The 24207-nt window shown below is 62.5% G+C and carries 22 protein-coding genes; 11 read left to right on the forward strand and 11 right to left on the reverse strand.

Annotated elements, in window-relative coordinates; genetic code table 11:
* Positions 1 to 74: 74 nt before the first annotated feature.
* From lpxO to mpl, 5 genes are all read right to left on the reverse strand, one after another.
* Positions 75 to 971: a lipid A hydroxylase LpxO gene (gene lpxO, locus MB84_RS21540; RefSeq protein ID WP_046289831.1), complete on the reverse strand. Its 897-nt coding sequence runs from the start codon at positions 969 to 971 to the stop codon at positions 75 to 77.
* 109 nt (positions 972 to 1080) lie between these two features.
* A complete protein-coding gene (locus MB84_RS21545) occupies positions 1081 to 2040 on the reverse strand; it encodes an energy transducer TonB (RefSeq protein WP_052652668.1) in 960 nt (319 codons plus the stop codon).
* Complete coding sequence (locus MB84_RS21550) at positions 2034 to 4226, reverse strand: ribonuclease catalytic domain-containing protein (RefSeq protein ID WP_084010079.1); 2193 nt, start codon at positions 4224 to 4226, stop codon at positions 2034 to 2036. The genes MB84_RS21545 and MB84_RS21550 overlap by 7 nt, the downstream gene beginning before the upstream one ends.
* A 77-nt stretch (positions 4227 to 4303) precedes the next feature.
* Entirely contained in the window at positions 4304 to 4915 is a 612-nt protein-coding gene (locus MB84_RS21555; protein WP_046289832.1) for a YqiA/YcfP family alpha/beta fold hydrolase, read from the reverse strand.
* Positions 4916 to 4976: 61 nt separating this feature from the next.
* The gene (gene mpl, locus MB84_RS21560) at positions 4977 to 6359 is read right to left on the reverse strand and encodes a UDP-N-acetylmuramate:L-alanyl-gamma-D-glutamyl-meso-diaminopimelate ligase (protein ID WP_046289833.1); all 1383 of its coding nucleotides are present in this window, start codon (positions 6357 to 6359) and stop codon (positions 4977 to 4979) included.
* 119 nt (positions 6360 to 6478) lie between these two features.
* Here mpl and MB84_RS21565 point away from each other — a divergent pair, with 119 nt between their 5' ends.
* From MB84_RS21565 to MB84_RS21610, 10 genes are all read left to right on the forward strand, one after another.
* Positions 6479 to 7135, forward strand: coding sequence for a hypothetical protein (locus MB84_RS21565; protein WP_046289834.1), 657 nt, complete (start codon positions 6479 to 6481; stop codon positions 7133 to 7135).
* A gap of 143 nt (positions 7136 to 7278) precedes the next feature.
* Positions 7279 to 7803: a TlpA family protein disulfide reductase gene (locus MB84_RS21570; RefSeq protein ID WP_046289835.1), complete on the forward strand. Its 525-nt coding sequence runs from the start codon at positions 7279 to 7281 to the stop codon at positions 7801 to 7803.
* 146 nt (positions 7804 to 7949) lie between these two features.
* Positions 7950 to 8396, forward strand: coding sequence for a type II 3-dehydroquinate dehydratase (gene aroQ / locus MB84_RS21575; RefSeq protein ID WP_046289836.1), 447 nt, complete (start codon positions 7950 to 7952; stop codon positions 8394 to 8396).
* 70 nt (positions 8397 to 8466) lie between these two features.
* A complete protein-coding gene (gene accB / locus MB84_RS21580; protein ID WP_046289837.1) occupies positions 8467 to 8925 on the forward strand; it encodes an acetyl-CoA carboxylase biotin carboxyl carrier protein in 459 nt (152 codons plus the stop codon).
* A gap of 97 nt (positions 8926 to 9022) precedes the next feature.
* The gene (accC, locus tag MB84_RS21585; protein WP_039393259.1) at positions 9023 to 10384 is read left to right on the forward strand and encodes an acetyl-CoA carboxylase biotin carboxylase subunit; all 1362 of its coding nucleotides are present in this window, start codon (positions 9023 to 9025) and stop codon (positions 10382 to 10384) included.
* Positions 10385 to 10411: 27 nt separating this feature from the next.
* Entirely contained in the window at positions 10412 to 11317 is a 906-nt protein-coding gene (gene prmA / locus MB84_RS21590; protein WP_046289838.1) for a 50S ribosomal protein L11 methyltransferase, read from the forward strand.
* A 69-nt stretch (positions 11318 to 11386) separates the two neighbouring features.
* Positions 11387 to 12493: a DUF3426 domain-containing protein gene (locus MB84_RS21595; RefSeq protein ID WP_046289839.1), complete on the forward strand. Its 1107-nt coding sequence runs from the start codon at positions 11387 to 11389 to the stop codon at positions 12491 to 12493.
* A gap of 32 nt (positions 12494 to 12525) precedes the next feature.
* On the forward strand, positions 12526 to 13026 hold the full coding sequence (gene tpx / locus MB84_RS21600) for a thiol peroxidase (protein WP_046289840.1): 501 nt from the start codon (positions 12526 to 12528) through the stop codon (positions 13024 to 13026).
* Between the two features lie 250 nt (positions 13027 to 13276).
* Complete coding sequence (locus tag MB84_RS21605) at positions 13277 to 14212, forward strand: carbohydrate kinase family protein (RefSeq protein ID WP_046289841.1); 936 nt, start codon at positions 13277 to 13279, stop codon at positions 14210 to 14212.
* A 19-nt stretch (positions 14213 to 14231) separates the two neighbouring features.
* Positions 14232 to 14711, forward strand: coding sequence for an outer membrane lipoprotein (locus MB84_RS21610; protein ID WP_039401436.1), 480 nt, complete (start codon positions 14232 to 14234; stop codon positions 14709 to 14711).
* Positions 14712 to 14876: 165 nt separating this feature from the next.
* Here the strand turns inward: MB84_RS21610 and MB84_RS21615 are convergent, their stop codons facing one another.
* The 3 genes from MB84_RS21615 to MB84_RS21620 all read right to left on the reverse strand — a co-directional run bounded on the left by MB84_RS21615 (position 14877) and on the right by MB84_RS21620 (position 17455).
* On the reverse strand, positions 14877 to 15524 hold the full coding sequence (locus MB84_RS21615) for a histone H1-like DNA-binding protein (protein ID WP_046289842.1): 648 nt from the start codon (positions 15522 to 15524) through the stop codon (positions 14877 to 14879).
* A gap of 24 nt (positions 15525 to 15548) precedes the next feature.
* Positions 15549 to 15854 (reverse strand): hypothetical protein, encoded by a 306-nt coding sequence (locus MB84_RS30055; protein WP_157122812.1) that lies wholly within the window; start codon positions 15852 to 15854, stop codon positions 15549 to 15551.
* A 455-nt stretch (positions 15855 to 16309) separates the two neighbouring features.
* On the reverse strand, positions 16310 to 17455 hold the full coding sequence (locus MB84_RS21620) for a ribonucleotide-diphosphate reductase subunit beta (RefSeq protein ID WP_046289843.1): 1146 nt from the start codon (positions 17453 to 17455) through the stop codon (positions 16310 to 16312).
* A gap of 589 nt (positions 17456 to 18044) precedes the next feature.
* Between MB84_RS21620 and MB84_RS21625 the strand changes: the two genes are divergently transcribed.
* Positions 18045 to 19034 carry an aldose epimerase family protein gene (locus tag MB84_RS21625; protein WP_046289844.1) on the forward strand — a complete coding sequence of 330 codons (990 nt, stop codon included), beginning with the start codon at positions 18045 to 18047 and terminating at the stop codon, positions 19032 to 19034.
* A 115-nt stretch (positions 19035 to 19149) separates the two neighbouring features.
* Here MB84_RS21625 and MB84_RS21630 read toward each other — a convergent pair whose 3' ends face one another.
* From MB84_RS21630 to MB84_RS21640, 3 genes are all read right to left on the reverse strand, one after another.
* Complete coding sequence (locus MB84_RS21630) at positions 19150 to 22101, reverse strand: ribonucleoside-diphosphate reductase subunit alpha (protein ID WP_046289845.1); 2952 nt, start codon at positions 22099 to 22101, stop codon at positions 19150 to 19152.
* A 374-nt stretch (positions 22102 to 22475) separates the two neighbouring features.
* Entirely contained in the window at positions 22476 to 23075 is a 600-nt protein-coding gene (ampD, locus tag MB84_RS21635; protein WP_046289846.1) for a 1,6-anhydro-N-acetylmuramyl-L-alanine amidase AmpD, read from the reverse strand.
* 513 nt (positions 23076 to 23588) lie between these two features.
* Entirely contained in the window at positions 23589 to 24101 is a 513-nt protein-coding gene (locus tag MB84_RS21640) for a DUF1269 domain-containing protein (RefSeq protein WP_046289847.1), read from the reverse strand.
* Between the last annotated feature and the right edge of the window lie 106 nt (positions 24102 to 24207).

Genomic DNA, 24207 nt, shown 5'->3' on the forward strand with positions numbered 1-24207 from the left:
CGCGGCGCCTGGCTTTCGCTCAGGCGCCGCTGATATTCATGCAGCAGGTCGTCGGCCAATATGGCGTTGAGCACTCACCAGAGAATCCATAGCAGAATGCCTCCGAACAACGCCCATTTCACCGCATAGTACACGGTACGGTTCCACGCCTTCAGCCGTTTGCCGACGACGCGAATCGAGTAAATATACTTGAACACCTTGTTCAGGCCACCGGTACGGTCGCCCGCGTCGTTCGGCGACGCTGCTGCCCCCACCAGATGACGGCCGAACCAACGATTGATGGCCTGCGTCCAGCGGTACTTCATCGGGCGCTCGACGTCGCAAAACAAAATGATACGGTTCTGACCGCTCTGGTTCTCGGCGTAGTGAATATACGTCTCATCGAACATCACGCCCTCACCATCGCGCCAGCTATACCGCTGGCCGTCGACATCGATGTAACAACGGTCGTCGTTCGGCGTGACCAGCCCGAGGTGATAGCGCAGCGAACCGGCGTACGGATCGCGGTGACGCACCAGTCGGCTGCCATGCGGCAATTCGGCAAACATCGCGGCTTTGATCGTCGGAATCTTGCGCACGAGTTCGGTCGTCACCGGGCATAGTGCGTTGGCGGACGGATGCGATTCGTCATACCACTTCAGGTAGAACCGCTTCCAACCGCTTTTGAAGAACGAATTGAAGCCGACATCGTTGTAGGTGTCGGACGCTGTGATACGACGGGTGTCGAGCAACGACATTGCTTCGGCACGAATCGCTTCCCAGTTCTGACGCAACGGCGCCAGTTCGGGGAAATCGTCGGATTTCAGATAGGGCGTCGTGGGTACACGCGAAAAGGTGTACATGAAGACGTTCAGCGGTGCCAGGAACGTCGAATGATCGGACAGTTGGCGGAAAAATTTATGGCGAACCTTACCGCGGAAATGCACGTACACAGCACAAGCAGCAATGATCGCCAGAACAATCCATTTCATGGCGGAGTTTTTCGAGATCGGGAAAACCCAGCAATTATAGAAATTATTGGAAAGTCCCACCGACCACGATCCCAACGGGATGACAGTCCGCTGCGGCCACTTCGGTGTGCTATTGCGGGTTGTCCTGCGCCGGTGCAGAGAGCGTTTGCGCCTGCACGCCCTGACGGGAAAATGTCATGCGCGTGACGATTTCGAGGATATCGTAACGCTGCTTCATCTCGGACGAGAAGTCGCCGAACGGCGCGCTGGCCTGCACGATCGCGACTGCGCGTCGATCCAGATCCCGGTTGCCGGAGCTGCGTGTGACTTCCACGCCGACGACGTTCCAGCCGTCCTTGTGATACCCCAACCCGCCCCGTTGATTCACATTGAGCGTGACGATCAGTTCGCCGTACAGCCGGTCGTTGCCGATTTGCGGAAAGTGCTCCGTACCGTAACGCTCGATACGATGCCGCAGACCATCGAAGTATCTGGCGTACGCGACTTCGCGCGTGTTCGCCGTCACCTGGCCTCGCTTGGGGCGTGTCTGGTAGGCGCGTAGTTGTTTGTCGATTTCCGCCTGCAAGCGCGCGATCTGCTGGTCGACCGTCTGGTCGTCGAGTCCATGGCCGCGCTGCGGCGTGTCGGCGCGATTGCGCTGCGCCTCGGGCGTGGTCGCGTACTGACTGCGTAGCTGCGCAAGCAGCTTCTCCTGCATCGCTTCCAGGTCGCTCACATTGCGCTGGACCTGCGCGACGGGGGCACCATCGCGCTCTATGGCCTGCGATGGCAATGGCGAGGTCGCGCGTTCGCCGTCATGCTCCCCGCCACCGACAAGGTTGGCCTGCGCGAGCGCCGTCGCCTTGTCCGGTGCGTGGGTCGACTTCGCATTGACGAGGACGACTTCGAGGGGCGTATCTGCGCTGTGCAACCGGAAACTGTCGGGCGCAACGAAATGGATGGCCAGCGCGAGCAAATGCACCACCGCCGAGAAAATCAGGCCGGTGGCGAGCGGATGCTCGCGCATTAGCGACCAGCCGCGACGTCGCGCCGCGGCCAGATCGCCGGAGGGCAAAGCCGGTTTCAGCACGCGGGGCTGGCCGAAGCGTCGTGCGCCCCTGCCGCCATGACCGCGGCGGCCATCGGCGCCCCGGCGTCGGCGTCGGACGCCGCAACCGAGTCATCGCCCCGAGCGGACACGGCGCCGCCATCGTCGGCGGCACCTTCGGCAGCACCCGCCGCACCGACATCGCCTTCGGACGAATCGGACGAATCGGAAGCATCGGAGCCTTCGCCACCGTCGGCACCGCCGCTCTCGCCGCCCTCGCCACCGTCACCGGCCCCGCCATCACCTTCGTCGTCGTCATCCGCGAGTTCGGTCTGGCTCGCGCCGAGCACCTGCGAGATGCGCACCGAAATACTGAGCGTGACGACGTCGAACGACAGCACGTCGAGCATGATCTGCGTGCCTCGCGCGTGCAGTCCGAGGCCCGGCACGATGAGCGTAAGCGGAATATCGTTCAGACGAACGGTATCGCCCTTGAGCACGCTCGCCTGGACCTGCGACTTGTTCTCCTGAATCAGCCAGCGCATGCACCAGTAGCGCTCCATGCGGCTCTGATGTTCGCCATAGGCCGCGTACGCCGCCTCGAAGCTCGACACCGTTGCATAGAGATCGGCATCTTTCGGCTTGAACGGCGCGGCCAGTTTGGCGGTCACGCCGTGACGCACGCAGGCGATCAGTTGCCACTGGTTCACAAGGTCGACATAGCGACGCAGCGGCGACGTGCTCCACGCATACTGCTCGACGCCCAGCCCTTCATGCGGGGCGGGCGACGTCTGCATGCGCGTACGATTCACGCCGTAAGCGCGTTGCGCGCGGTAGATTCCCGGCACGCCGCATTCGGCCAGCAGGCGCCCCCAGCGGCTGTTCGCGAGAATCGCCATTTCGGCGACGATCAGATCGAGCGGTGCGCCGCGCAGGCGCTGCTTGATCGTAACGTGCTCGCCGTCGACATAAAAATTGAAGTCGGTCTTGTTCTGCACCTCCGGGCGCAGACCGTAACCCACACGCGCGGCTTGACGCTTGTCGTACAGCGATTGCGCAAACGGCCACAGCAGACGCAGTTCTTCCTTGTGCGGATAGTCGCCGCTGCCATCGGCCAGCGTTTGCGCCGTGATGATGGCGTCGAGTTCGTTGTGACGCAGGTTGGCGGAGATCGGCACAAGCTCTGCGCGCGTCTCGGTCGTCACGATCTCATACGTGTCGGCTTTGACCACGACATACAGCGACAGGGCAGGACGCGCGCCGCCTTCGGCAAGCGTATAGGTCTCGACCACCGAATCGGGCAGCATCGTGATCTTCTCGCCGGGCGCGTAGACCGTCGACAGACGCACGCGGGCGATCTCGTCGATGGCGTCGCCACGCGTGATGCCCAGCGCCGGTGCCGCAATGTGGATGCCCACGCGCAGCAGACCGTCCGGCAGCAATTGCACCGAGAGGGCGTCGTCGATTTCGGTTGTCGTCGAATCGTCGATCGAGAACGCCTGCACATCGGCGAGCGGCAGATCGTCGGGCGGCAGCGGCGTCGGCCCCGGATCGGGGAAGCCGGTACCGCGCGGGAAGTGCTCGTAGAGGAACGCGGCCTCGTGATAGGCGCGCGGCGACGCAATACCGCCACACGCCAGCATCACCTCGGCATGCGTCTTGCCCAACGCGATAGCCGCCGCATCGAGCGCCTTCCATTCGAGCGCGTTCTTGTCGGGACGGAACAACAGTTGCAGTTCCTTGCCCTTGAGTGCGTCCGGCAGCGAACCCGCGATCATCTGATCGGCGTACGACTGCTGCAACTCTGCTTGCTGTTGCTTGCGCGCCAGTCCGGCCAGTGCGGCCTCGAGCTGCTCCTGTGCGGCGCGCTGATACTGACCGCGGCCTTTGCGACGGAAATAGATCGGCGACGCCTGCAAGGCCAACGCCAGCCCGGCCTGCTGCGCGACGCTCGCGCCCTCGCCGAAGTACTCGGACGCGAGGACGGGAAACGCGAATTCGTCAGCCGGCGCGCACTCCCACAGGAAACTCATATCGATATCCTGTGCAGCGGCCTGTGCCTGCGCGATCAGCTCGGCGGGCGTGGGCGACTCGAAACGTAGCAGAACGTCGCGTCCCTTGATCTTGCTGCGACGCCCGCCAGGCAACTCCACCTGATACGACTCGCCCTGCTGCGACAACACCGTGCCAGCCTTGAAGCCGCCGGATTCCTCAAAAAAAATGTTCATGAAACAGCCATCGATCGCAATAGGCGACATTGTAGCCCGCCAAACTACGGCGGTTTAGGACAGAACGGGGTAACGCGTCATTTGCCCGCGAACGGGCTTGCTGCGTCGGGGGAAGGCGCAACGTCGATGCCGGCGAAGCGCAGCACGTCGTCCATATAGTTGGCGAAATCGGAAATCCCGTGGTCGCTCCCCTCAATCAGCGTAAGCTTCGCACCGGGAAATTTCGCCACCATATCGCGATAATCCAGCGTCTGGTCGCCAGTCGCGGCCACCAGGTAATAGCGCTCGGGACGTGTGATCTGCGCCACGTCGATCATGCGGAGTTCGTCCAGATGGCGCGGTTCGACGACGATGGAACCACCGCCGTGCCACATCGGCTGCTCGCCGAGCCATTTACCGAGATCGTCATACGGACGCGTCGCCGGATTGAGCAGCACGGCGCGGCAACCCACCTTTTCTGCGAGATAGGTCGCGTAGTAGCCGCCCAGCGAGCTACCCACGATGGTCAACTCGTCGGCGCTCACGCCGGTCAGCAGGCGCTGCGCATCGACAACGGCGGCCAGCGGCGACGGCGGCAACTGCGGGCACGCCCAGTCGTGCCCCAGACCGAGCCGGTGCATGCGGGCAGCCATCAACTGCGCCTTGAACGAACGCGGCGACGAACGGAAGCCGTGCAAATAGAGAATCATGGGAGCCCCGATAAAACCAAGTCAGTGTGCGCGAGCCACGTAACACCCGCCTGGGGCGCGCTCAGGCGCGCGCCGCCAGCGCATCAAGCAATTTCTGATGAATGCCGCCAAAGCCGCCGTTACTCATCACCACGATCTGGTCGCCCGGCTGCGCGGCTGCGCTCACCGCACGCACCAGTCCGTCGATATCGCCGAATGCCTGAGCACGCGGGCCTAACGGCGCAAGCGCTTCAGTCAGATTCCAGCCGAGCGAATCCTTGCCGGACGGCGCACCATAGCCGAATACCAGATCGGCATCGGCAAGACTCGCGGGCAGTTGCGCCTTCATCACGCCGAGCTTCATCGTGTTCGAGCGGGGTTCGAGCACCGCCAGAATGCGGGCCTTGCCCGCGCGGCGGCGCAGGCCGGCCAACGTCGTCTGAATTGCGGTCGGATGATGGGCAAAGTCGTCGTAGACGGTCACGCCGCCAGCTTCCCCACGCACCTCCATACGGCGCTTCACGTTCTGAAACTTACCCAGCGACGCGGCACCCTGCTCCGGCGGCACGCCCACGTGACGTGCGGCGGCCAGTGCCGCTAGCGCATTCATCCGGTTGTGTTCGCCTTGAAGCGTCCACTTCACTTCCCCCGCAGCCTTCGGCCCCTGATGGACCCAGAACGCCTCTTGCCCGGCCGCCAGCGTCTCGTTGGCTTCGGCCACGTGCCAGCCGTCCGCCACGCCGAAGCGTTCGACTTCGCTCCAGCAGCCGCGCGTCAGTACCCGCTCCAGCGCCGGTTCGCGGCCGTTCACGATCAGACGGCCCTGCCCGGGGACGGTACGCACAAGATGATGGAATTGCGTCTCGATCGCCGTCAGATCCGGAAAGATGTCGGCGTGATCGAACTCCAGATTATTCAGGATGGCCGTGCGCGGGTGGTAATGGACGAACTTCGAGCGTTTGTCGAAGAACGCGGTGTCGTACTCGTCCGCCTCGATGACGAAGAAGTCGCTGTCGGTCAGCCGCGCCGAGATACCGAAGTTCATCGGCACGCCGCCGACGAGGAAGCCCGGGTTGTACCCGGCGTCTTCGAGTATCCACGTCAGCATCGACGTCGTGCTCGTCTTGCCGTGCGTACCGGCCACCGCCAGCACCCACTTCTTCGACAGCACGTGCTCGCCGAGCCATTGCGGGCCGGACGTGTACGGCAGATTCCGGTTCAGAATCTCTTCCATCAGCGGATTGCCGCGCGACACGACGTTGCCGATCACGAACAGGTCAGGTTCCAGCGAGACCTGATCGGCGTCGAACCCTTCGATCAGGCGAATGCCCTGCGCCTCGAGCTGAGTGCTCATCGGCGGATAGACATTAGCGTCGCAACCCGTGACGGTGTGTCCGGCCTGACGCGCGAGGACTGCCAGTCCGCCCATGAACGTGCCGCAGATGCCAAGAATATGAATATGCATGGATGGGGAGCGTGGTGAGGACGGGCCGAACCCGTGCGGGAAATGGGAGTGCAGAGAAGCCAGGGGCTCCATTGTACCTGTCACGTGAACCGCAATGCCTTTCGGGTATCATCGTTCGCATGACACGCAAATCCTGGACCGACGCCCAACGCCTGCGCGAAGAAATCGCCCTGGCGGCCGCTCGCCTCATCGCCGAAGAGGGGGCGGACTACGCCCTGGCGAAGCGCAAGGCGGCCAAGCAGGTAACGGGGGAATCGCGAATTGCGGGTGAATTACTACCCGATAACGACCAGATCGAAGCGGAAGTCCGCGAATACGTGCAAACGTTCCTCTCCGACACACAGCCCGCGGAGCTGGCGCATCTGCGTGAGGTCGCCTTGACGGTGATGACAGAGCTGGCGCGTTATCGCCCGTTCATCACCGGCGCCGTCTATAACGGTACGGCTACATCGCTATCTGATATCTACTTGCAGGCTTTTTGCGACAACCCCAAGGAAGTGGCCATCGACTTACTCAACCGTGGCATCGACTACGAAGTCTCCGAGAGCCGCCATTTCAATGGCCGGGGAACCGTCGAGACGTTGAGTTTTCTCTGGCGCGAGCGTGGCCAGCAGGGCGAACCGGCGGGCGTCCATCTGTCGCTCTATTCGATGGACGACATGCGCGGCGCACTTAAGGCGTCCGACGGCAATGGCCGGCCGGTCCGAGTCGACGCCGACGGGTTGCGAGCGCTGATCGCGCAGAGCGATGCCGCCAGCCATGCCCCGAGTCACTGAGCCGTCCTTGCGGGCTGACGCACACTCGCAGCAAAATCACGGGACAATAACAGCGCAATCGCGACGCAATCGCCACTAATTCTTCGCAATTACGGCTCGTCTTTCGTTTACTGTCTTATCCGGCACACAGCCTTCTACCCATCATGGCAAAACGCATCGTTCTTCTGGTGATTCTGGCCCTCATCGGGCTGGCGGGCGGATTCTGGCTCGGCCACCGCAACCCGCCGACACCGAGCGCCTCGGACGCCGCCGTCGCCCAACTGCTCGCCACCCGCCTCCCCGACCTGAAAGGCAGCGATCAGGCCATCTCGCAATGGAAAGGGAAGACGCTGGTGGTGAACTTCTGGGCGCCGTGGTGCGGGCCCTGCGTCGAGGAAATGCCCGATTTGCAAGCGCTCTCCACCGAGTTCGCAACGAAAAACGTGCAATTTGTCGGCATTGGCATCGATACGGCGCAGAACATGATCGCGTTCGAGCAAAAGGTGAAAGTGGACTACCCGCTGCTCGTGGCAGGTTATGCCGGCACGGACCTGGCCCGCGCGCTCGGCAACAAGGCGGGCGCATTGCCCTTTACTGTCGTCGTCGACCCTCAGGGCCGCCTGCATTATGAGAAGCTGGGCCGCATCACGTCGGACGAGGTCCGCGCCGCGCTCAAACCGCTCATCTGACCCTAACACGGTGGAAGGGGGATCCCGGGAAGCCCCGCCGGACGTGACCGGCAGACCCCGGCGGGGCAGTCCCTATTTCGCCCCACTAGACAAAATCTACCAACTGGCGTTTAATTGCGCCCAATTTCGTGAAATTTGATTCGCCGATGCCTCACCGCATTCTCGTGCTCCACGGCCCCAACCTGAACCTGCTCGGTACTCGCGAGCCGGAAGTGTACGGTCGCACGACGCTGGCCGACATCGACTCCGCCCTTGTGGCGCAGGCCCAGACGGCAGGTGTCGAGGTGGCGACATTCCAAAGCAATCACGAAGGCGCACTGGTTGACCGGATTCAGGCGGCGCGCGGTGAGTCGATCGACTTCATCGTCATCAACCCGGCGGCCTATACCCACACGAGCGCGGCAATTCGCGACGCGTTGGCCGGGGTAGGCATCCCGTTCGTCGAAGTTCACCTTTCGAACGTTCATGCGCGCGAAGCCTTCCGGCATCACTCGTACTTTTCCGATATTGCGCAAGGTGTGATCTGCGGCCTGGGCTGGCGCGGGTATACCTACGCACTCGATTTTGCCCTGCGGCGACTCGCCGGCGGGTAGTCCTCTCACACCCCATTTCCTCTCGCGGGACGTTGCGCCCGCGTCGATACAGAATCAAGGAGCTTCCTTCATGGATTTGCGCAAACTCAAGACGTTGATCGACCTCGTGGCCGAATCGGGTATTTCCGAACTCGAAGTCACCGAAGGCGAAGGCAAGGTCCGCATCGTCAAGGCGCCGCCGCAAGTGATCGCCGCCCCGATGCAGATGGCCATGCCGGCCGCCATGCCGCAAGTCGCTGCGCAAGCTCCCGCCGCATCGCCCGCCGCCGCGCCGGCCGCACCGGCACTGCCGCAAGGTCACATCGTGACGTCGCCGATGGTCGGTACGTTCTACCGCGCCCCGTCGCCGGGTGCCGATCCGTTCGCGCAAGTCGGCGACTCGGTCAAGGAAGGCCAGACGCTGTGCATCATCGAAGCGATGAAGCTGCTCAACGAGATCGAGTCGGACAAGGCCGGCGTGATCAAGGAAATCCTCGTCGAGAACGGTCAGGCCGTGGAATACGGTCAACCGCTGTTCGTGATCGGCTAATGCCGGTTGTCGGACGCTCCGCCCGCAGCCTTCGGCCGCGTGGCGATATGAAGCGTCCGGCCCCGCTCCTCTCCCCTTACGGGCAGGACTGCACATAATGTTTGAAAAAATTCTCATCGCCAACCGCGGCGAAATCGCTTTGCGCGTTCAGCGCGCGTGCCGCGAGATGGGCATCAAGACCGTCGTGGTCTATTCCGAAGCCGATAAGGAAGCGAAGTACGTCAAGCTCGCCGACGAAGCGGTCTGTATCGGCCCGGCCCCCTCGCCGCTGAGCTACCTGAACATGCCCGCGCTGATCAGCGCGGCAGAAGTGACGGACGCCCAGGCGATTCACCCGGGTTACGGCTTCCTCTCCGAAAATGCCGACTTCGCCGAGCGCGTCGAGCAATCGGGTTTCACGTTCATCGGCCCGCGCCCCGAAACCATTCGCCTGATGGGCGATAAGGTGTCGGCCAAGCAGACGATGATCAAGACCGGCGTGCCGTGCGTGCCGGGTTCGGAAGGCGCGTTGCCCGACGATCCGAAGGAAATCGTGCGCATTGCACGTCAGGTCGGCTATCCGGTGATCATCAAGGCAGCAGGTGGCGGCGGTGGTCGCGGCATGCGCGTGGTGCACACGGAAGCGGCGCTCGTGAACGCGGTCAACATGACGCGCGAAGAAGCCGGTCGCGCCTTCGGCAACCCGGAAGTCTATATGGAGAAGTTCCTCGAGAACCCGCGCCATATCGAAATCCAGGTGCTCGCCGACAAGCACAAACAAGCCATCTGGCTGGGTGAGCGCGACTGCTCCATGCAGCGTCGTCACCAGAAGGTGATCGAAGAAGCCACGGCACCGCTGATTCCGCGTCGTCTGATCGAGCGTATCGGCGATCGTTGCGCCGACGCGTGCAAGAAGATGGGCTACGTCGGTGCCGGCACGTTCGAGTTCCTGTACGAGAACGGCGAGTTCTACTTCATCGAAATGAATACGCGTGTGCAGGTTGAACACCCGGTCACGGAAATGATCACGGGCGTCGACATCGTGCAGGAACAGATTCGCATCGCGGCTGGCGAAAAGCTCGCCTACCGTCAGCGCGATATCGAGTTCCGAGGCCACGCCATCGAATGCCGCATCAACGCCGAAGATCCGTTCAAGTTCACGCCGTCGCCGGGCCGCATCACCGCCTGGCATATGCCGGGCGGGCCCGGCATCCGCGTCGACACGCATGCTTATAACGGCTACTTCGTGCCGCCTAACTACGACTCGATGATCGGCAAGCTGATCGCTTACGGCGCAACGCGCGAGCAGGCGATCCGTCGCATGCGTGTCGCCCTGTCGGAAATCGTGGTCGAAGGTATCCAGACGAACATCCCCTTGCACCGGGAACTGATGCTCGACGCCAAGTTCGTCGAAGGCGGCACGAGCATTCACTATCTGGAACACAAGCTGGCGCAGAAGTCTGCCGTCGGCGGCAATTAAGTCGTTAATTCGCAGGAATCACTCGCTATGTATCGCGAACTCGTCGTAGAAGTTGCCCGCGCACAGGCCGAGGCCCTGTCGGACGCCCTGCTCGATCTGGGCGTGCTGTCGGTCTCCGTGGAAGACGCGGATGCCGACACGCCCGACGAGCAACCGATGTTCGGCGAGCCGGGTCTGACCCCGCCGGACACTGCGTGGCAACGCTCGCGCGTGGTTGCGCTGGTGGGGGAAGATCAGGACGCCGCCGTGCTGCTCGCGGCGGCGGTCAATGAACTGGGACTCGCCGAGTCGCCCGCCTTCACATTACGTGACGTGGAGGAACAAGACTGGGTGCGTCTGACGCAATCGCAGTTCGAGCCGATGCAGATCGGCCAGCGGATCTGGGTCGTGCCGTCGTGGCACGACGCACCCGACACCGACGCCCTCATCCTCGAACTCGACCCGGGTCTGGCCTTCGGCACCGGCAGCCATCCGACGACGCGCCTTTGCATGGAGTGGCTCGAACAGCACGTGCAAACGGGTCAGTCGTTGCTCGACTACGGCTGCGGCTCGGGCATCCTGGCGATTCTCGCGCGCAAATGCGGTGCCGAGCCGGTCATCGGTATCGACATCGATCCGCAAGCCGTCGAATCCGCCCGCTACAATAGCGAACGCAATCACGCGCCGGTCGAATACGGCTTGCCCGATGACCTGCGTGACGGTCAGTTCAATATCGTGGTCGCCAATATTCTGTCGAATCCGCTCAAGCTGCTCGCATCGATGTTGACGTCGCGCGTGGCCCCGGGCGGACGGCTCGCACTGTCGGGCGTGCTGGAACGACAGGCCGACGAGGTGATCGCGGCCTACGCGCCTTATATGAAGATGTCGGTATGGCGCGCTCACGACGGCTGGGTCTGCCTGCATGGGCAGGCTGCCACTGGGTCCGTCGGTTAACCGCCCGCCCGCCGCGCTGCCGCACGCGATGCGCACGATGCGACGAGTCCAACGAGTCCAACGAGCCTCATGACCCAGTCCTCGCGCGTTCTCGCGACCCGCTGCCCGCACTGCCACACCGTTTTTCGCGTCGTCGCGGATCAGCTCAAGCTGCGCGACGGCCTCGTGCGCTGCGGCCATTGCCGTGAGGTGTTCGACGGACGCGCTTATCTCTGCGATCCGCCCGCCGACGACGCCCCGCCCACCTCTGCATCAGCCGGCGCGACGCCCGGCCAAAGCGGTGCCGTCGAGCGTACGGTTGCGACGCCAGGCGCGGCATCGACAGTCCCAACGGCACATGAAGGGGCATCGTCATCGTCCTCATCGTCCTCATCTTTCGCAGCTATCAGCGAAAAGCCGGTACCCGAGATGCTGACGCCCACGGCCATTGCTGCCCTGCTCGGCTCGCCCGACGAAAGCCGTGCGCAAATGCAGCACGGCCCGGGCCGCTATATGGACGACGACGACCCCACGGTGCTCACCGCGCCAACGGCCTCGCCTTCCTTGCGCGCGCAAACGCCGCCCCTTTCCACCGACGCGAACAAGCGTCCCGGCGCAGCACGTGTGATCTGGCGCGTGCTCATGACGCTGGCCGTCCTCGCACCCCTCTGCCAATGGGCATGGATCGAACGCGCGGCGCTCGTCGACCGGATACCGGCATTGCACGGCGTGTTCGCCGCGATCGGTCGTCCGCTGCAACTGACGGTCGGACTGCCGCGCCAGCCGGACAAGATCCAGATTTCGAGCGTGACGCTGGTGACCGACGCCGTCGGCGACACTAGTGACAATGGCAACGACGGCGACGTGGCGTCGGCAGCCACGGCGAGTCCGGTCACCGCAAGCGACGCTTCCGCCACCGCCTCCGACACCCCGACCGACGGCGTACCGATGACGCTCACCGTCTTCGTACGCAACGAAGCCGACCATGCACTGGCCTGGCCGTCGCTCGAACTGACGCTCTCGGACATCGACGGAAAGCCGGTCGTGCGTCGCGTTTTTTCAGCGAACGAGTACGTTACCGGGGCAACCCTGCGCGATGCCGGGCTGGCACCACGCAACGAACGCACGATTCGGTTACGATTGTCGGCGCAGGCAGCGCTAGCCAGTAATTACCGGGTGCTCGCGTTCTATCCCTGATAGCGCTGTTGCACTCAACCTAGGAGATATAGATGTCCCAAGTCACGCTCGGGGGCAACCCCATCGAAGTCGACGGCCAGTTCCCGCAGAAGGGTCAGACCGCGCCGGCGCTGAAGCTGGTCAACGCCAAACTGGCAGACGTCACGCTCGACGACTTCGCGGGCAAGCGCAAAGTCCTCAACATCGTGCCGAGCCTCGACACGCCGACCTGCGCCACGTCGACCCGCAAGTTCAACGAAGCCGCCGGCAAGCTCGACAACACCGTCGTGCTCGTGATCTCGGCTGACCTGCCGTTCGCGATGAGCCGCTTCTGCGCCACCGAAGGTCTGAACAACGTCGTCACGCTCTCGACCATGCGCGGTCGCGAGTTCCTCAAGGACTACGGTGTTGCCATCACGACCGGCCCGCTCGCCGGTGTGTCGGCGCGCGCCGTGGTCGTGCTCGACGCCGACAACCATGTCGTGCACGCGGAGCTGGTGCCGGAAATCAAGAACGAACCGAATTACGACGCTGCGCTCGCCGCACTGTCCTGATCCGATCGCTGAAAATCGACTCGCCTCAATCGAGGGTTCGGTGTTGGCTGGTGTAAATCTCGCCACATGAACCGTCTTTCACAGGCGAGTCGAGCCGCATTTGCGGCCCACGCCGTCTTGTCATACCCCTGCCGGTGCCGTCGATGCGGCGGCCCGTTTTTGTCCAGCGGACCAGGACAGTGCGACGGGTCATCACCGTCTGCCGTCTTCTGCTGACGCTCCCCCGCTTATTTTTCGCAAGGACTTTCCCGTGACTACCGTGATCTGCGGCTCGCTGGCCTACGACAACATCATGACGTTCGAAGGCCGCTTCGGCGAGCACATCCTGCCTGATCAGGCGCACATCCTGAACGTCAGCTTCCTCGTGCCGACGATGCGCCGCAACTTTGGCGGCTGCGCAGGCAACATCGGCTACAGCCTGCATCTGCTGGGTGGCTCGCCGGTCGTCATGGCGACCGTCGGTGAAGATGGCGCCGCATACCTTGAGCGTTTCCAGTCGCTCGGTATGTCGACCGAGTTCGTGCGCACGGTCACGGACAGCATGACGGCCAACGCGATGATCACCACCGATCTGGACAACAACCAGATCACCGCTTTCCACCCGGGTGCGATGATGTTCTCCTCGCGTAACCGTGTGGCCGACGTGAAGGGCGCCACGCTCGGCATCGTCGCGCCGGATGCCTCCGACGCCATGCTCGCGCACGCCGAAGGTTTCGCCGCTGCGGGCGTGCCGTTCATGTTCGATCCGGGTCAGGGCCTGCCGATTCTGTCGTCAGAGGCACTGCGTCGCATGGTTGAACTTGCCACGTATCTCGCGGTCAACGACTACGAAGCCAAGCTCCTCTGCACGAAGACCGGATGGTCGATGCAAGATCTCCAGTCGCGTGTCGAGGCACTTGTCGTCACGCGCGGAGAGCACGGGGCCCAGATCTTCGCCGGCGGCAAGCAACACGACATTCCTGCCGTGCCCGCCAAGCGTGTCGTCGACCCGACCGGATGCGGCGACGCGTTCCGTGGCGGTTTGCTGTATGGCATCGAAAAGGGCCTCGACTGGCCGACCACCGGCCGCCTGGCCAGCCTGATGGGTTCGCTCAAGATTGCCGAGCAGGGTCCGCAGACGTATGCACCGACGCGCTCGGAGATCGAAGCGCAATATGAAGAAGCGTTCGGCCACCGCTTCGAATGATTTGACGAAAGGCATAACGATGGCACGACTCACCACACCGCTAATCATCCTCGCCGCTGCGGCGTCGCTCACACTGTCCGCCTGCACGGCGTTCGGCCCGAGCAATTCGGCAAGCGTCTACAACAGCCGTCAGGCGCAACGCGAGCAGGTCGTGCGTATGGGCACGGTCGAATCGGTGCGTCCGGTCACGATCGATAGCAGCAACGGCGACCCGGGCATCCTGGGCATCGCCGGTGGCGGCGCGCTCGGCGCCATTGGCGGCAGCGCCATCGGTGGGGGTCGCGGTTCGATTGCGACGGGCATCGTCGGCGGTCTGCTGGGTGCTGTGGCAGGTCAGGCCATCGAAAGCCGCATGAGCAAGAAGGCCGGACTCGAGATCACCGTACGCCTGGACAACGGTGAGTTGCGCGCGATTACTCAGGATGCCGACGAGGCATTTCAGCCGGGTCAGCGCGTGCGCCTGCTCTCGAGCGGCGGCGTGACGCGTGTAACGCACTAAGGCGACACCTCGCACCGAAAACATGGGCGACTTCGGGTTGCCCATTTTTATTTCGCCATGAAAAAACCCGCTGTGACGACCGCTCATCACAGCGGGTTTCGGACCGGGTAGGCCTACCCGGTCAAAAGACACCTAAGTGCCTTGGTTCCTGCATCGGCACTCGGATTACGGACGGCTGCCGGTCGGGAACGGCCATGCCGCTGCCGGGTTCAGCGCCGTCTTCGGTGCAGCGGCGGGTGCTGCGGCCGGAGCAGCAGCAGCAGCAGGCTTAGCGGCAACCTTCTTGACGGCCGGCTTCTTCGCAGCAGGCTTCTTGGCGGCAGGCTTCGCAGCGGCCTTCTTCGCAGCAGGCTTAGCGGCAGCCTTCTTTGCAGCAGGCTTCTTGGCAGCAGCCTTCTTCGCAGCCGGCTTCTTGGCAGCCACTGCCTTCTTCGCGGCCGGCTTCTTGGCAGCAACCTTCTTCACTGCTGCTTTCTTGGCGGCCGGCTTCTTGGCGGCAACCTTCTTCACTGCTGCTTTCTTGGCCACCGGCTTCTTGGCGGCAACCTTCTTCACCGCTGCCTTCTTGGCGACCGGCTTCTTGGCAGCAACCTTCTTCACCGCTGCCTTCTTGGCGACCGGCTTCTTGGCGGCAACCTTCTTTGCTGCCGGCTTCTTAGCGGCAACAGCCTTCTTCGCTACCGGCTTCTTGGCGGCGACAGCCTTCTTTGCTACCGGCTTCTTGGCAGCAGCGGCCTTCTTTGCAACGGGCTTCTTGGCAGCAGCTTTCTTAGCCGCCGGCTTCTTGGCAACAGCCTTCTTAATCGTAGCCATCACATTACTCCTTAACGTGAGAGATCACTCAAACGAAACTACCTGAGAAGGAAACCCGACCACCGTGCGGGAACCGCCGGCGAGCGGGCTATTCATCGGCGTACGCATCGGACTACGACCGCTTACGCTAATGAATTCGGCGCTGCGCACATGACGCTGACCGTATGTGGTCACGCGCGCAAAAAAATTGCCGGCGACATTGCCGCCAGCAATTCGATTGTCTTGAGAAAGGGGGATCGCCAGATTCTTCGGGGGGTAGCTTGCCTGTCCCGTCATCGGGATGGAGGAGATTGCGATAGCGGATAAGCGATACAGCTTGCTATGCACCAAGGTTTTTACGCTCCGTAACTACCAGCTCTCTGTCGCGGGAGGAAAGCAGTGAGTGCTTTCGTGTGTTCATCGAGACTGCAATTTATTTGAGCGAATAATAATTCTTTTGTGATGCGATGTTAATACTTTGTGCGTAAAAAAGCGCACATCATTCGTAACGAAGAAGTCAATCTGTTGTATTTGATGCACATCACACTCGCATGTCGATGCGTGCGATGCGTGTGTTCGATGTCTTCGACGTGCTCTGCTGTGTCTTCAACATGCGCTTCATTGCGATCTCTGAAGCCAACTTCGAAGCGAGAACTTCAACGTGCGAGTGAGGATGATGTGGGTGACCGACGCCTCTTCTTCGTCTTCTCCTGCGTCAGTCATGCGCGCTGTGCACGCACACACCACCCTCTCGAAACCCGCATGGATGCTCGCGTTGCGCGATGCATCCATTTTTCACTCAATGCTTAGTCCCAGCTCAGTGCGCCACCGGTCTGGTACTCGATCACTCGCGTTTCGAAGAAGTTGCGCTCCTTCTTCAGGTCGATCATTTCGCTCATCCACGGGAACGGATTCTCTTCGTTCGGGTAGAGCGCTTCGAGACCGATCTGTGCGCAACGACGATTTGCGATGAAGCGCAGGTAGCTCTTGAACATGCCCGCGTTCAGACCGAGCACGCCGCGCGGCATCGTGTCTTCTGCGTAGCGATACTCAAGCTCGACCGCCTTCTTGAACAGCTCGCGAATCTCTTCGCGGAATTCCGGCGTCCACAGATTCGGGTTTTCCAGCTTCACCTGGTTGATCAGGTCGATGCCGAAGTTGCAGTGCATCGACTCGTCGCGCAGGATGTACTGATACTGCTCTGCAGCACCGGTCATCTTGTTCTGACGGCCCAGCGCCAGAATCTGCGTGAAGCCCACGTAGAAGAACAGGCCTTCCATGATGCAGGCGAACACGATCAGCGAACGCAGCAGCTTCTGGTCGGCTTCCTGCGTACCCGTCTTGAACGACGGATCGGCCACCACTTCAATGAACGGCAGCAGGAATTCGTCCTTGTCGCGAATCGACGCCACTTCGTGATACGCGTTGAAGATCTCGGCTTCGTCCAGACCCAGGCTTTCGACGATGTACTGATAGGCGTGCGTGTGGATCGCCTCTTCAAACGCCTGACGCAGCAGGAACTGACGGCACTCCGGCGCGGTGATGTGGCGATAGGTGCCCAGCACGATGTTGTTCGCGGCGAGCGAGTCCGCCGTCACGAAGAAGCCGAGGTTGCGCTTGATGATGCGGCGCTCGTCTTCGGTCAGACCGTTCGGGTCCTTCCACAAGGCGATGTCGCGCGACATGTTGATTTCCTGCGGCATCCAGTGATTCGCGCAACCGGCCAGGTACTTTTCCCAGGCCCACTTGTACTTGAACGGCACCAGTTGATTCACGTCCGTCGTGCCGTTGATCACGCGCTTGTCCGAGGCGCTCACGCGGCGCGTCGACTGCGAGGCGATCGTGTGCGGCGTGTTGTCGTCTTGCGTGCCCAGAATGTTGGGTGCAGGCGCAGCCGGTGCTGCGGCAGGTGCCGGTTTGGCGGTAGAGGTCTCTTCTTCCCAGTTCAGCATAGGGTCTCGGTCCGTTCAGGTTGATGCGAAACACGTTTGGCACGCGTCTCGCCGAAGTGACAGATCAGCCGTTCGCGCACGAAGGCCGACGAAAAAATTGCGATATTGCTGCCGTCAATCAGAGGACGACGACGAAAAATCCGCGAGTGGCAATGCTTGGTGTTGGGGGTAAAGCAGATTCGCTTTCGCGCTAATTTGAATGACAACGTCGACGATGACTCCGGTCCCGAGGCTGCAATCTTTGTCTTGCAACATCATGATCTCCCGACGTCGATCGAATGACTCCAATTTAGCACAATACCGTCACGCATTCCAGTCCGGCGACACCATATATTGTGTCGAGATATGCCGACACCACAATACCTAGTGTTTGCGAGCATACCGTCGTCACGTGACGCACGGCCTTGCGGGACCGGCATCTTGCCACGAAACGACGCCGCACGACAGCGTTTGCAGTGCATCAAAACGACGCGCGGCCGCATTGGCGTATCCTGTGCGGCAAGCGCCAAAGCGTCGCGGACCGGAACACAAGATTGCGGCGCACGCCACTGCCTCCACCTCCCCGGCGCCAACGAAGGAGATACTGACGATGACATCCTCACGCGCCGACGGCGCACAGGTCCCGGCCACCCCGCCCGCCGCCGGCGCTACCGCCAACCCACCGGGTCCGACACCGCTCACGCTCACCCCCGGCAAACCGATCCGCCTCGCCAGGGGTGCGCTCATCGCCGAAGTGCAGCCGGGTTGCGGCGCGCGCCTGTCGCGTCTGGCGCGTCGCGACACCCGCGGCGACCTGTTCGACTATCTCGTACCGCTCGGCAATGAGCCATTTTCCTCCGACGAATGGCCCAAGGCCGGTGCGTTCCCGATGCTGCCGTATACCAATATGTTGCGCGACGACACGCTGCACTGGCGCGGCAGCACCATCGCCGTTCACGAGACGCCCGCCACGTCGAGTTCGCTGCACGGCTGGGGACTGCGACGTGCGTGGGAGGTCGTCGACGAAAGCACGCACTGCTGCGTGCTGCAACTCGACAGCCCCGTGCAACCGGCATGGCCCTGGCACTATCAGGCGTACCTTTCGGTGACGCTCGACGACCAAGGCGTCGACATGCAGCTCTCGCTCACCAACCTCTCGGCGCAGGAGATGCCCGCGGGGCTCGGCCTGCACCCGTACTTCCGCTGGCCCGCAGGCGCGCGCGTGACGTTCGAGTCCGAGGCGCTCTGGCGCTCGCCATCTGAAGATATCCGCTGGCCGAGCGAGCAACGCGTGCACGTCGGGCCGATGGAAGTGGTGTCGGTCGGCGGCGGCCTCGACACGGGCGGACGTTCGACCTGGTTCGCCGAAGTCCCCACCGAGTCGGGCCGCTTCGAGGCCCGCATCGACTACGCGGGCGGGCTGCGCAGCGCCACCGTGCGCACCGACGATGCGACCTGGCTCGTGCTGCACTCGCCCGCCGGGCGTCCCTATCTCTGCCTGGAGCCGTCGACGCATCGCGTGGGCGAGTTCGACACCGATCACGTGGTACTCGCTCACGGCCAGACGCTCGATCTGGCGATGCGCATCGATCTGGCCTGATTCGAAAACAGGCGTTGGTCGCCGTCAAAGAAAAACCCCGTCGCCCTTTCGGATCGACGGGGTTTTCCCGAAGGCGCGGGCCGCATCTCACATGCGGCACCGCATCACAAACAACTTACTGGCAAGCCTCGCACTCTTCGAAGCCCGGGTCGCCCGGACGCATCGTGCAGACGGCGCCTTCGGCTTCCGGCATCGGCTGCGCCAACGGCGAGGTCGGTTCGGCCGAGAAGCCACCCGACACACCCCCAGAGCTCGGCACCGCGTTCAGTGCACCGTGGCTGACCGTCGACTTCTCGACGTGCGTTGCAGCCATCGTACGGAGGTAGTACGTGGTCTTGAGCGCGCGCGTCCAGGCCAGCTTGTACGTCTCGTCGAGCTTCTTGCCCGACGCGCCAGCCATATAGATGTTGAGCGACTGCGCCTGATCGATCCACTTCTGACGACGCGATGCCGCCTCGACCAGCCACTTCGGCTCGACTTCGAACGCCGTGGCATAGATCTCGCGCAGGTCGGCCGGCACGCGATCGATACGGGCAAGCGAACCGTCGAAGTACTTCAGGTCGGCGACCATCACTTCGTCCCACAGACCGCGGGCCTTCAGGTCACGCACCAGGTACTCGTTGACCACCGTGAATTCGCCGGACAGGTTCGACTTCACGTACAGGTTCTGGAACGTCGGTTCGATGCAGGCCGACACACCGATGATGTTCGAGATGGTGGCCGTCGGAGCGATGGCCACGCAGTTCGAGTTGCGCATGCCGTGCGCGGCAATGTGCTTGCGCAGGCTGTCCCACTCGAGCGTACTCGACAGGTCGACGTCGACGTAACCGCCACGCTCTTCGGCCAGCAGCTTGAGCGAGTCCTGCGGCAGAATGCCACGATCCCACAGCGAGCCCTTGTACGACGAGTACTGACCGCGTTCCTTGGCCAGTTCGGTCGACGCCCAGTAGGCGTAGTAGCAAACCGCTTCCATCGAACGGTCGGCGAACTCCACGGCGGCGTTCGACGCGTACGGCGTGCGCAGCAGGTGCAGGCAGTCCTGGAAGCCCATGATGCCCATGCCCACCGGACGGTGATGCAGGTTCGAATTGCGCGCCTTCGCCACCGCGTAGTAGTTGATGTCGATGACGTTGTCGAGCATGCGCATCGCCACGCGAATGGTGCGTTGCAGCTTCTCGTGATCCAGCTCGTAACCGTTGGCCGTCTGCTTCAGGTGAGCCACGAGGTTCACCGAGCCGAGGTTACACACGGCGATTTCCGTCTCGCTCGTGTTGAGCGTGATTTCCGTGCACAGGTTCGACGAGTGCACCACGCCCACGTGTTGCTGCGGCGAGCGGATGTTGCACGGATCCTTGAACGTAATCCACGGATGGCCGGTTTCGAACAGCATGCCCAGCATCTTGCGCCACAGCGCTTGCGCCGGCACCTTCTTGAACAGCTTGATCTCGCCGCGCGCGGCTTTCTCTTCGTAAGCCGTATAAGCCTGTTCGAACGCGCGGCCGTACTTGTCGTGCAGATCCGGGCAGGTCGACGGCGAGAACAGCGTCCACTCCGCGCCTTCCATCACGCGCTTCATGAACAGATCGGGAATCCAGTTCGCCGTGTTCATGTCGTGCGTACGGCGACGATCGTCACCCGTGTTCTTGCGCAGTTCCAGGAATTCTTCGATGTCCAGGTGCCACGTTTCCAGGTAGGCGCAAACGGCGCCCTTGCGCTTGCCGCCCTGGTTCACGGCCACCGCCGTGTCGTTGACCACCTTAAGGAACGGCACCACACCCTGGCTCTTGCCGTTCGTGCCCTTGATGTGCGAGCCGAGTGCGCGAACCTGCGTCCAGTCGTTGCCCAGACCACCGGCGAACTTCGACAGCAGTGCGTTTTCCTTGAGCGCTTCGTAGATACCTTCCAGATCGTCCGAGACGGTCGTCAGGTAGCACGACGAGAGCTGCGAGCGACGCGTGCCCGAGTTGAACAGCGTCGGCGTGGAGCTCATGAAGTCGAAGCTCGACAGGATCTGATAGAACTCGATCGCACGCGCTTCGCGCTCGACTTCGTTCAGCGCCAGACCCATGGCCACGCGCATGTAGAACGCCTGCGGCATTTCGATGCGATGGCTGTCGATATGCAGGAAGTAGCGGTCGTACAGCGTTTGCAGGCCGAGGTAGTTGAATTGCAGGTCGCGCGACGCATCGAGCGCAGCGGCCAGCTTGGCCAGATCGAACGAGAGCAGTTGCTCGTCGAGCAGTTCGGCCTCAACGCCTTGCTTGATGAAACGCGGGAAGTATTCGATGTAACGCGCAGCCATCTCGCCCTGCGGCACTTCTTCGCCGAGGATTTCGCGGCGGATCGTGTGCATCAGGATACGTGCGGTGACCTGGCTGTACGCCGGTTCCTTCTCGATGAGGGTACGCGAGGCGAGGATCGCCGAATCGTAGACCTGCGACAGCGGCACGCCGTCGTACAGGTTCTTGATGGTCTCGGCCAGAATCGGCTCGGCGGTGACTTCACTGCCGAGATTCTCGCAGGCTGCGCTCACCACGCCGCGCAGTGCCGCCATGTCGAGCGGGCGCGACACACCGTTGTCGGTGACATGCAGCACCGGGGTGTCGGGCGTTGCCGCCTCTTGCGTGGCCTCACCGGCGTGAGCGCGCTCTTGCGCACGCTTCTCGCGGTACAGCACATAGGCGCGGGCGACGTTGTGCTCGCCTTCGCGCATCAGCGCGAGTTCGACCTGATCCTGAATGTCTTCGATGTGGAAAGTACCGCCGTTCGGGCGGCTGCGCACCAATGCGCGCACGACGTTTTCCGTCAACTGTTCCACGAGCTCGCGTACGCGCGCCGAAGCCGCACCCTGACCGCCGTTCACTGCCAGGAACGCCTTGGTCACGGCGATAGCGATCTTCGACGGCTCGAAACCCACCACCGTGCCGTTGCGTCGGATCACTTTGAAGTCGGCGTTGGTCGCCGGCTCGAATGCGCCCGTCGTCTGGGGCGCCGACGCACCCGCGCCACTGCCGGCGTTCGCGGCGGGCGTCGGGTTCGGGCGGGTGAGGTTTTCGTTAGTCTGCATGTAAAAACTCCCGTTCCAATGAGATGGTGCTGTTAGCGCACTTCCACCAGCAATACTGAGTACTGAAGTCGGCAAAAATGCGCCCTGGGGGCGCCGATGGAGCGAAGTGCTGAACACCGCACGACCGACGGACGGCCAAGGGTTCGAGGTGTCCGCTGCACGGCTTTGCTGCTGTGCCGCCCCACAAAACGCCGCAGGACAAGCACGGTATTGATGGATCTTGCTTCCCGGTCACTGACCACTATATGTAGTGGTTGGAGGCCGGATTGGCACTAAGTATAGTGGAGATGACGCACTCCGCAAACTCAAAAATTTCATTCCCGGGAAGGCCCGTCCGGTCTTCGTGTCAAGCAAAACCTGCCCCCCAGTGAGGGTTAATCTGCCGCCTGGAAAGGCAGCGCCTGCGGTTCCAGTGCAGCCATCCGACGCAACCGTTGCCACTCGAAATGCGGCCCCGGGTCCGTCTTCCGGCCAGGTGCTATATCGGCATGTCCGGCCACGGCTTGAATCGGATAATGCTCACGCAAAACGCGCGTGAGCGCCGCCAATGTCGCGTACTGCGCCGCCGTGAACGGTACGTCGTCCGTCCCTTCCAATTCGACGCCGATCGAGAAATCGTTGCAGCGCGTGCGCCCCTCGAACGACGACGCCCCCGCATGCCACGCCCGCGCATCGCAGGAGACGAACTGTTGCAACGCACCATCACGACGCACCAGAAAATGCGACGACACGTGCACGCCGCGAATCTCGTCGAAGAACGGATGCGCGTCGTGGTCGAGCCGATTCTGGAAGAACGCCGGAATCTCGTCGCCACCGAATTGCCCCGGCGGCAGCGAGATGTTGTGGACCACGAGCAAGCCGATGGGCATGCCTTGCGGACGCACGTCGAAGTTCGGCGACGGCAGACGCTGCGCCTCTCGCACCCATCCTTCGGCGTCGAGCGTGAGCGTCGGCAGTTTGTCCGGTGCGTTCATGCGTCACCTCGCGAACCCGCCGCGGCGTCGACACCGCGGCACCGTCCGAATCGACTCGTCGACGGAGATGAGCGCGCACAGAGCAGCGGAGTCAGCAGGGCAAACGACCGGAGCGAAACGTCAGGGGACGCAGATGACTGGAGCATGACGGGCACAACGAACTCCCGTAGAGCGAGGGGTGGCATTGTAGCCCACTTGGCGTGACGTCGCCGGTGACCGGCCCGGTCCGAAAGTCCGCCGGGAGGCAAGTGAAGTCCCAGTGTCATGCGGGACTTCGTCCGAAACAAGTCGAAAAATAAAAAGGAAATTCCCAAAGAAGAAGCCCCTCGCCTGACTTGGCCGAGAGGCTTCCGTGGGCGTATCCACGCCCGGGGATGGCACCGCGCTTGTGTCATATACCACGGACACCATCCCGCGCCGCTCACAGGTGCGACGCTAATGGCCGTTGCCGGCCGGTAAAACGCGTTGGCACTCTCAATATCGTCACTGTCCCTGATCTTCGTCCGATCGATTTCAGGGGAACGCGGGAATCGCGGCTTCGATGCCCTCCATATGGGCTTCGGGATGATGCTCCTTGAGCATCTCGCGAATCTCCTCGACGCGGCGCTCGCGCACATCCACCATCAGCAGGATCATGCCGCGCTCCAGCGGTTCACGAAACGCCTTGAGTCGCGAGTTGGGCACCGAGACGCCGATCATGCTCGACACCCATGCGCCGAACAACGCGCCGAGCGGGGCCGTCACAATCATCAATTCCCATTGCGGATGTGTGCCCACGATGGGGAAAAACGCCGCGACTGCACCGACTGCCAGACCACAGAAGCCGCCGATCACGAGCCCGGCTTCGGCGCCGTGCACGATATCGGAAGTCTGTAGCAGGTTAGCCTCGTGCAGTCCCTCCAGGTCCATTTCGTCACGTGCCATAAAGTGGATGTGGCGCTCCTCGATCCGGGCGAGCAACAGATCGCTCATCGTGCGCTGGGCACTGGCCAGATCGGGAAGAAGGAAATACATCCGTCTGCGCATTAGCATATTGCGCCCTCCTGTCGTCGCCCCGCCCGCCTGTCCTATCGTTTCGACGCGATTCGACGAATGGGGTCGGTTACTGTGTTTTAGTGCATGCGACAGGCAT

The sequence above is a fragment of the Pandoraea oxalativorans genome (assembly GCF_000972785.3).
GTDB classification, from domain to species: Bacteria; Pseudomonadota; Gammaproteobacteria; order Burkholderiales; family Burkholderiaceae; genus Pandoraea; species Pandoraea oxalativorans.

Bases quoted from the DNA above. Each gene is read 5' to 3' on its own strand.
- prmA (WP_046289838.1), top strand. From the start codon at position 10,412: ATGTATCGCGAACTCGTCGTAGAAGTTGCCCGCGCACAGGCCGAGGCC.
- MB84_RS21640 (WP_046289847.1), bottom strand. From the start codon at position 24,101: ATGCGCAGACGGATGTATTTCCTTCTTCCCGATCTGGCCAGTGCCCAG.
- MB84_RS21630 (WP_046289845.1), bottom strand. From the start codon at position 22,101: ATGCAGACTAACGAAAACCTCACCCGCCCGAACCCGACGCCCGCCGCG.
- ampD (WP_046289846.1), bottom strand. From the start codon at position 23,075: ATGAACGCACCGGACAAACTGCCGACGCTCACGCTCGACGCCGAAGGA.
- MB84_RS21620 (WP_046289843.1), bottom strand. From the start codon at position 17,455: ATGCTGAACTGGGAAGAAGAGACCTCTACCGCCAAACCGGCACCTGCC.
- MB84_RS21610 (WP_039401436.1), top strand. From the start codon at position 14,232: ATGGCACGACTCACCACACCGCTAATCATCCTCGCCGCTGCGGCGTCG.
- lpxO (WP_046289831.1), bottom strand. From the start codon at position 971: ATGAAATGGATTGTTCTGGCGATCATTGCTGCTTGTGCTGTGTACGTG.
- MB84_RS21625 (WP_046289844.1), top strand. From the start codon at position 18,045: ATGACATCCTCACGCGCCGACGGCGCACAGGTCCCGGCCACCCCGCCC.
- accC (WP_039393259.1), top strand. From the start codon at position 9,023: ATGTTTGAAAAAATTCTCATCGCCAACCGCGGCGAAATCGCTTTGCGC.
- MB84_RS21615 (WP_046289842.1), bottom strand. From the start codon at position 15,524: ATGGCTACGATTAAGAAGGCTGTTGCCAAGAAGCCGGCGGCTAAGAAA.
- MB84_RS21550 (WP_084010079.1), bottom strand. From the start codon at position 4,226: ATGAACATTTTTTTTGAGGAATCCGGCGGCTTCAAGGCTGGCACGGTG.
- MB84_RS21565 (WP_046289834.1), top strand. From the start codon at position 6,479: ATGACACGCAAATCCTGGACCGACGCCCAACGCCTGCGCGAAGAAATC.
- MB84_RS21555 (WP_046289832.1), bottom strand. From the start codon at position 4,915: ATGATTCTCTATTTGCACGGCTTCCGTTCGTCGCCGCGTTCGTTCAAG.
- MB84_RS21595 (WP_046289839.1), top strand. From the start codon at position 11,387: ATGACCCAGTCCTCGCGCGTTCTCGCGACCCGCTGCCCGCACTGCCAC.
- MB84_RS21570 (WP_046289835.1), top strand. From the start codon at position 7,279: ATGGCAAAACGCATCGTTCTTCTGGTGATTCTGGCCCTCATCGGGCTG.
- mpl (WP_046289833.1), bottom strand. From the start codon at position 6,359: ATGCATATTCATATTCTTGGCATCTGCGGCACGTTCATGGGCGGACTG.
- accB (WP_046289837.1), top strand. From the start codon at position 8,467: ATGGATTTGCGCAAACTCAAGACGTTGATCGACCTCGTGGCCGAATCG.
- aroQ (WP_046289836.1), top strand. From the start codon at position 7,950: ATGCCTCACCGCATTCTCGTGCTCCACGGCCCCAACCTGAACCTGCTC.
- tpx (WP_046289840.1), top strand. From the start codon at position 12,526: ATGTCCCAAGTCACGCTCGGGGGCAACCCCATCGAAGTCGACGGCCAG.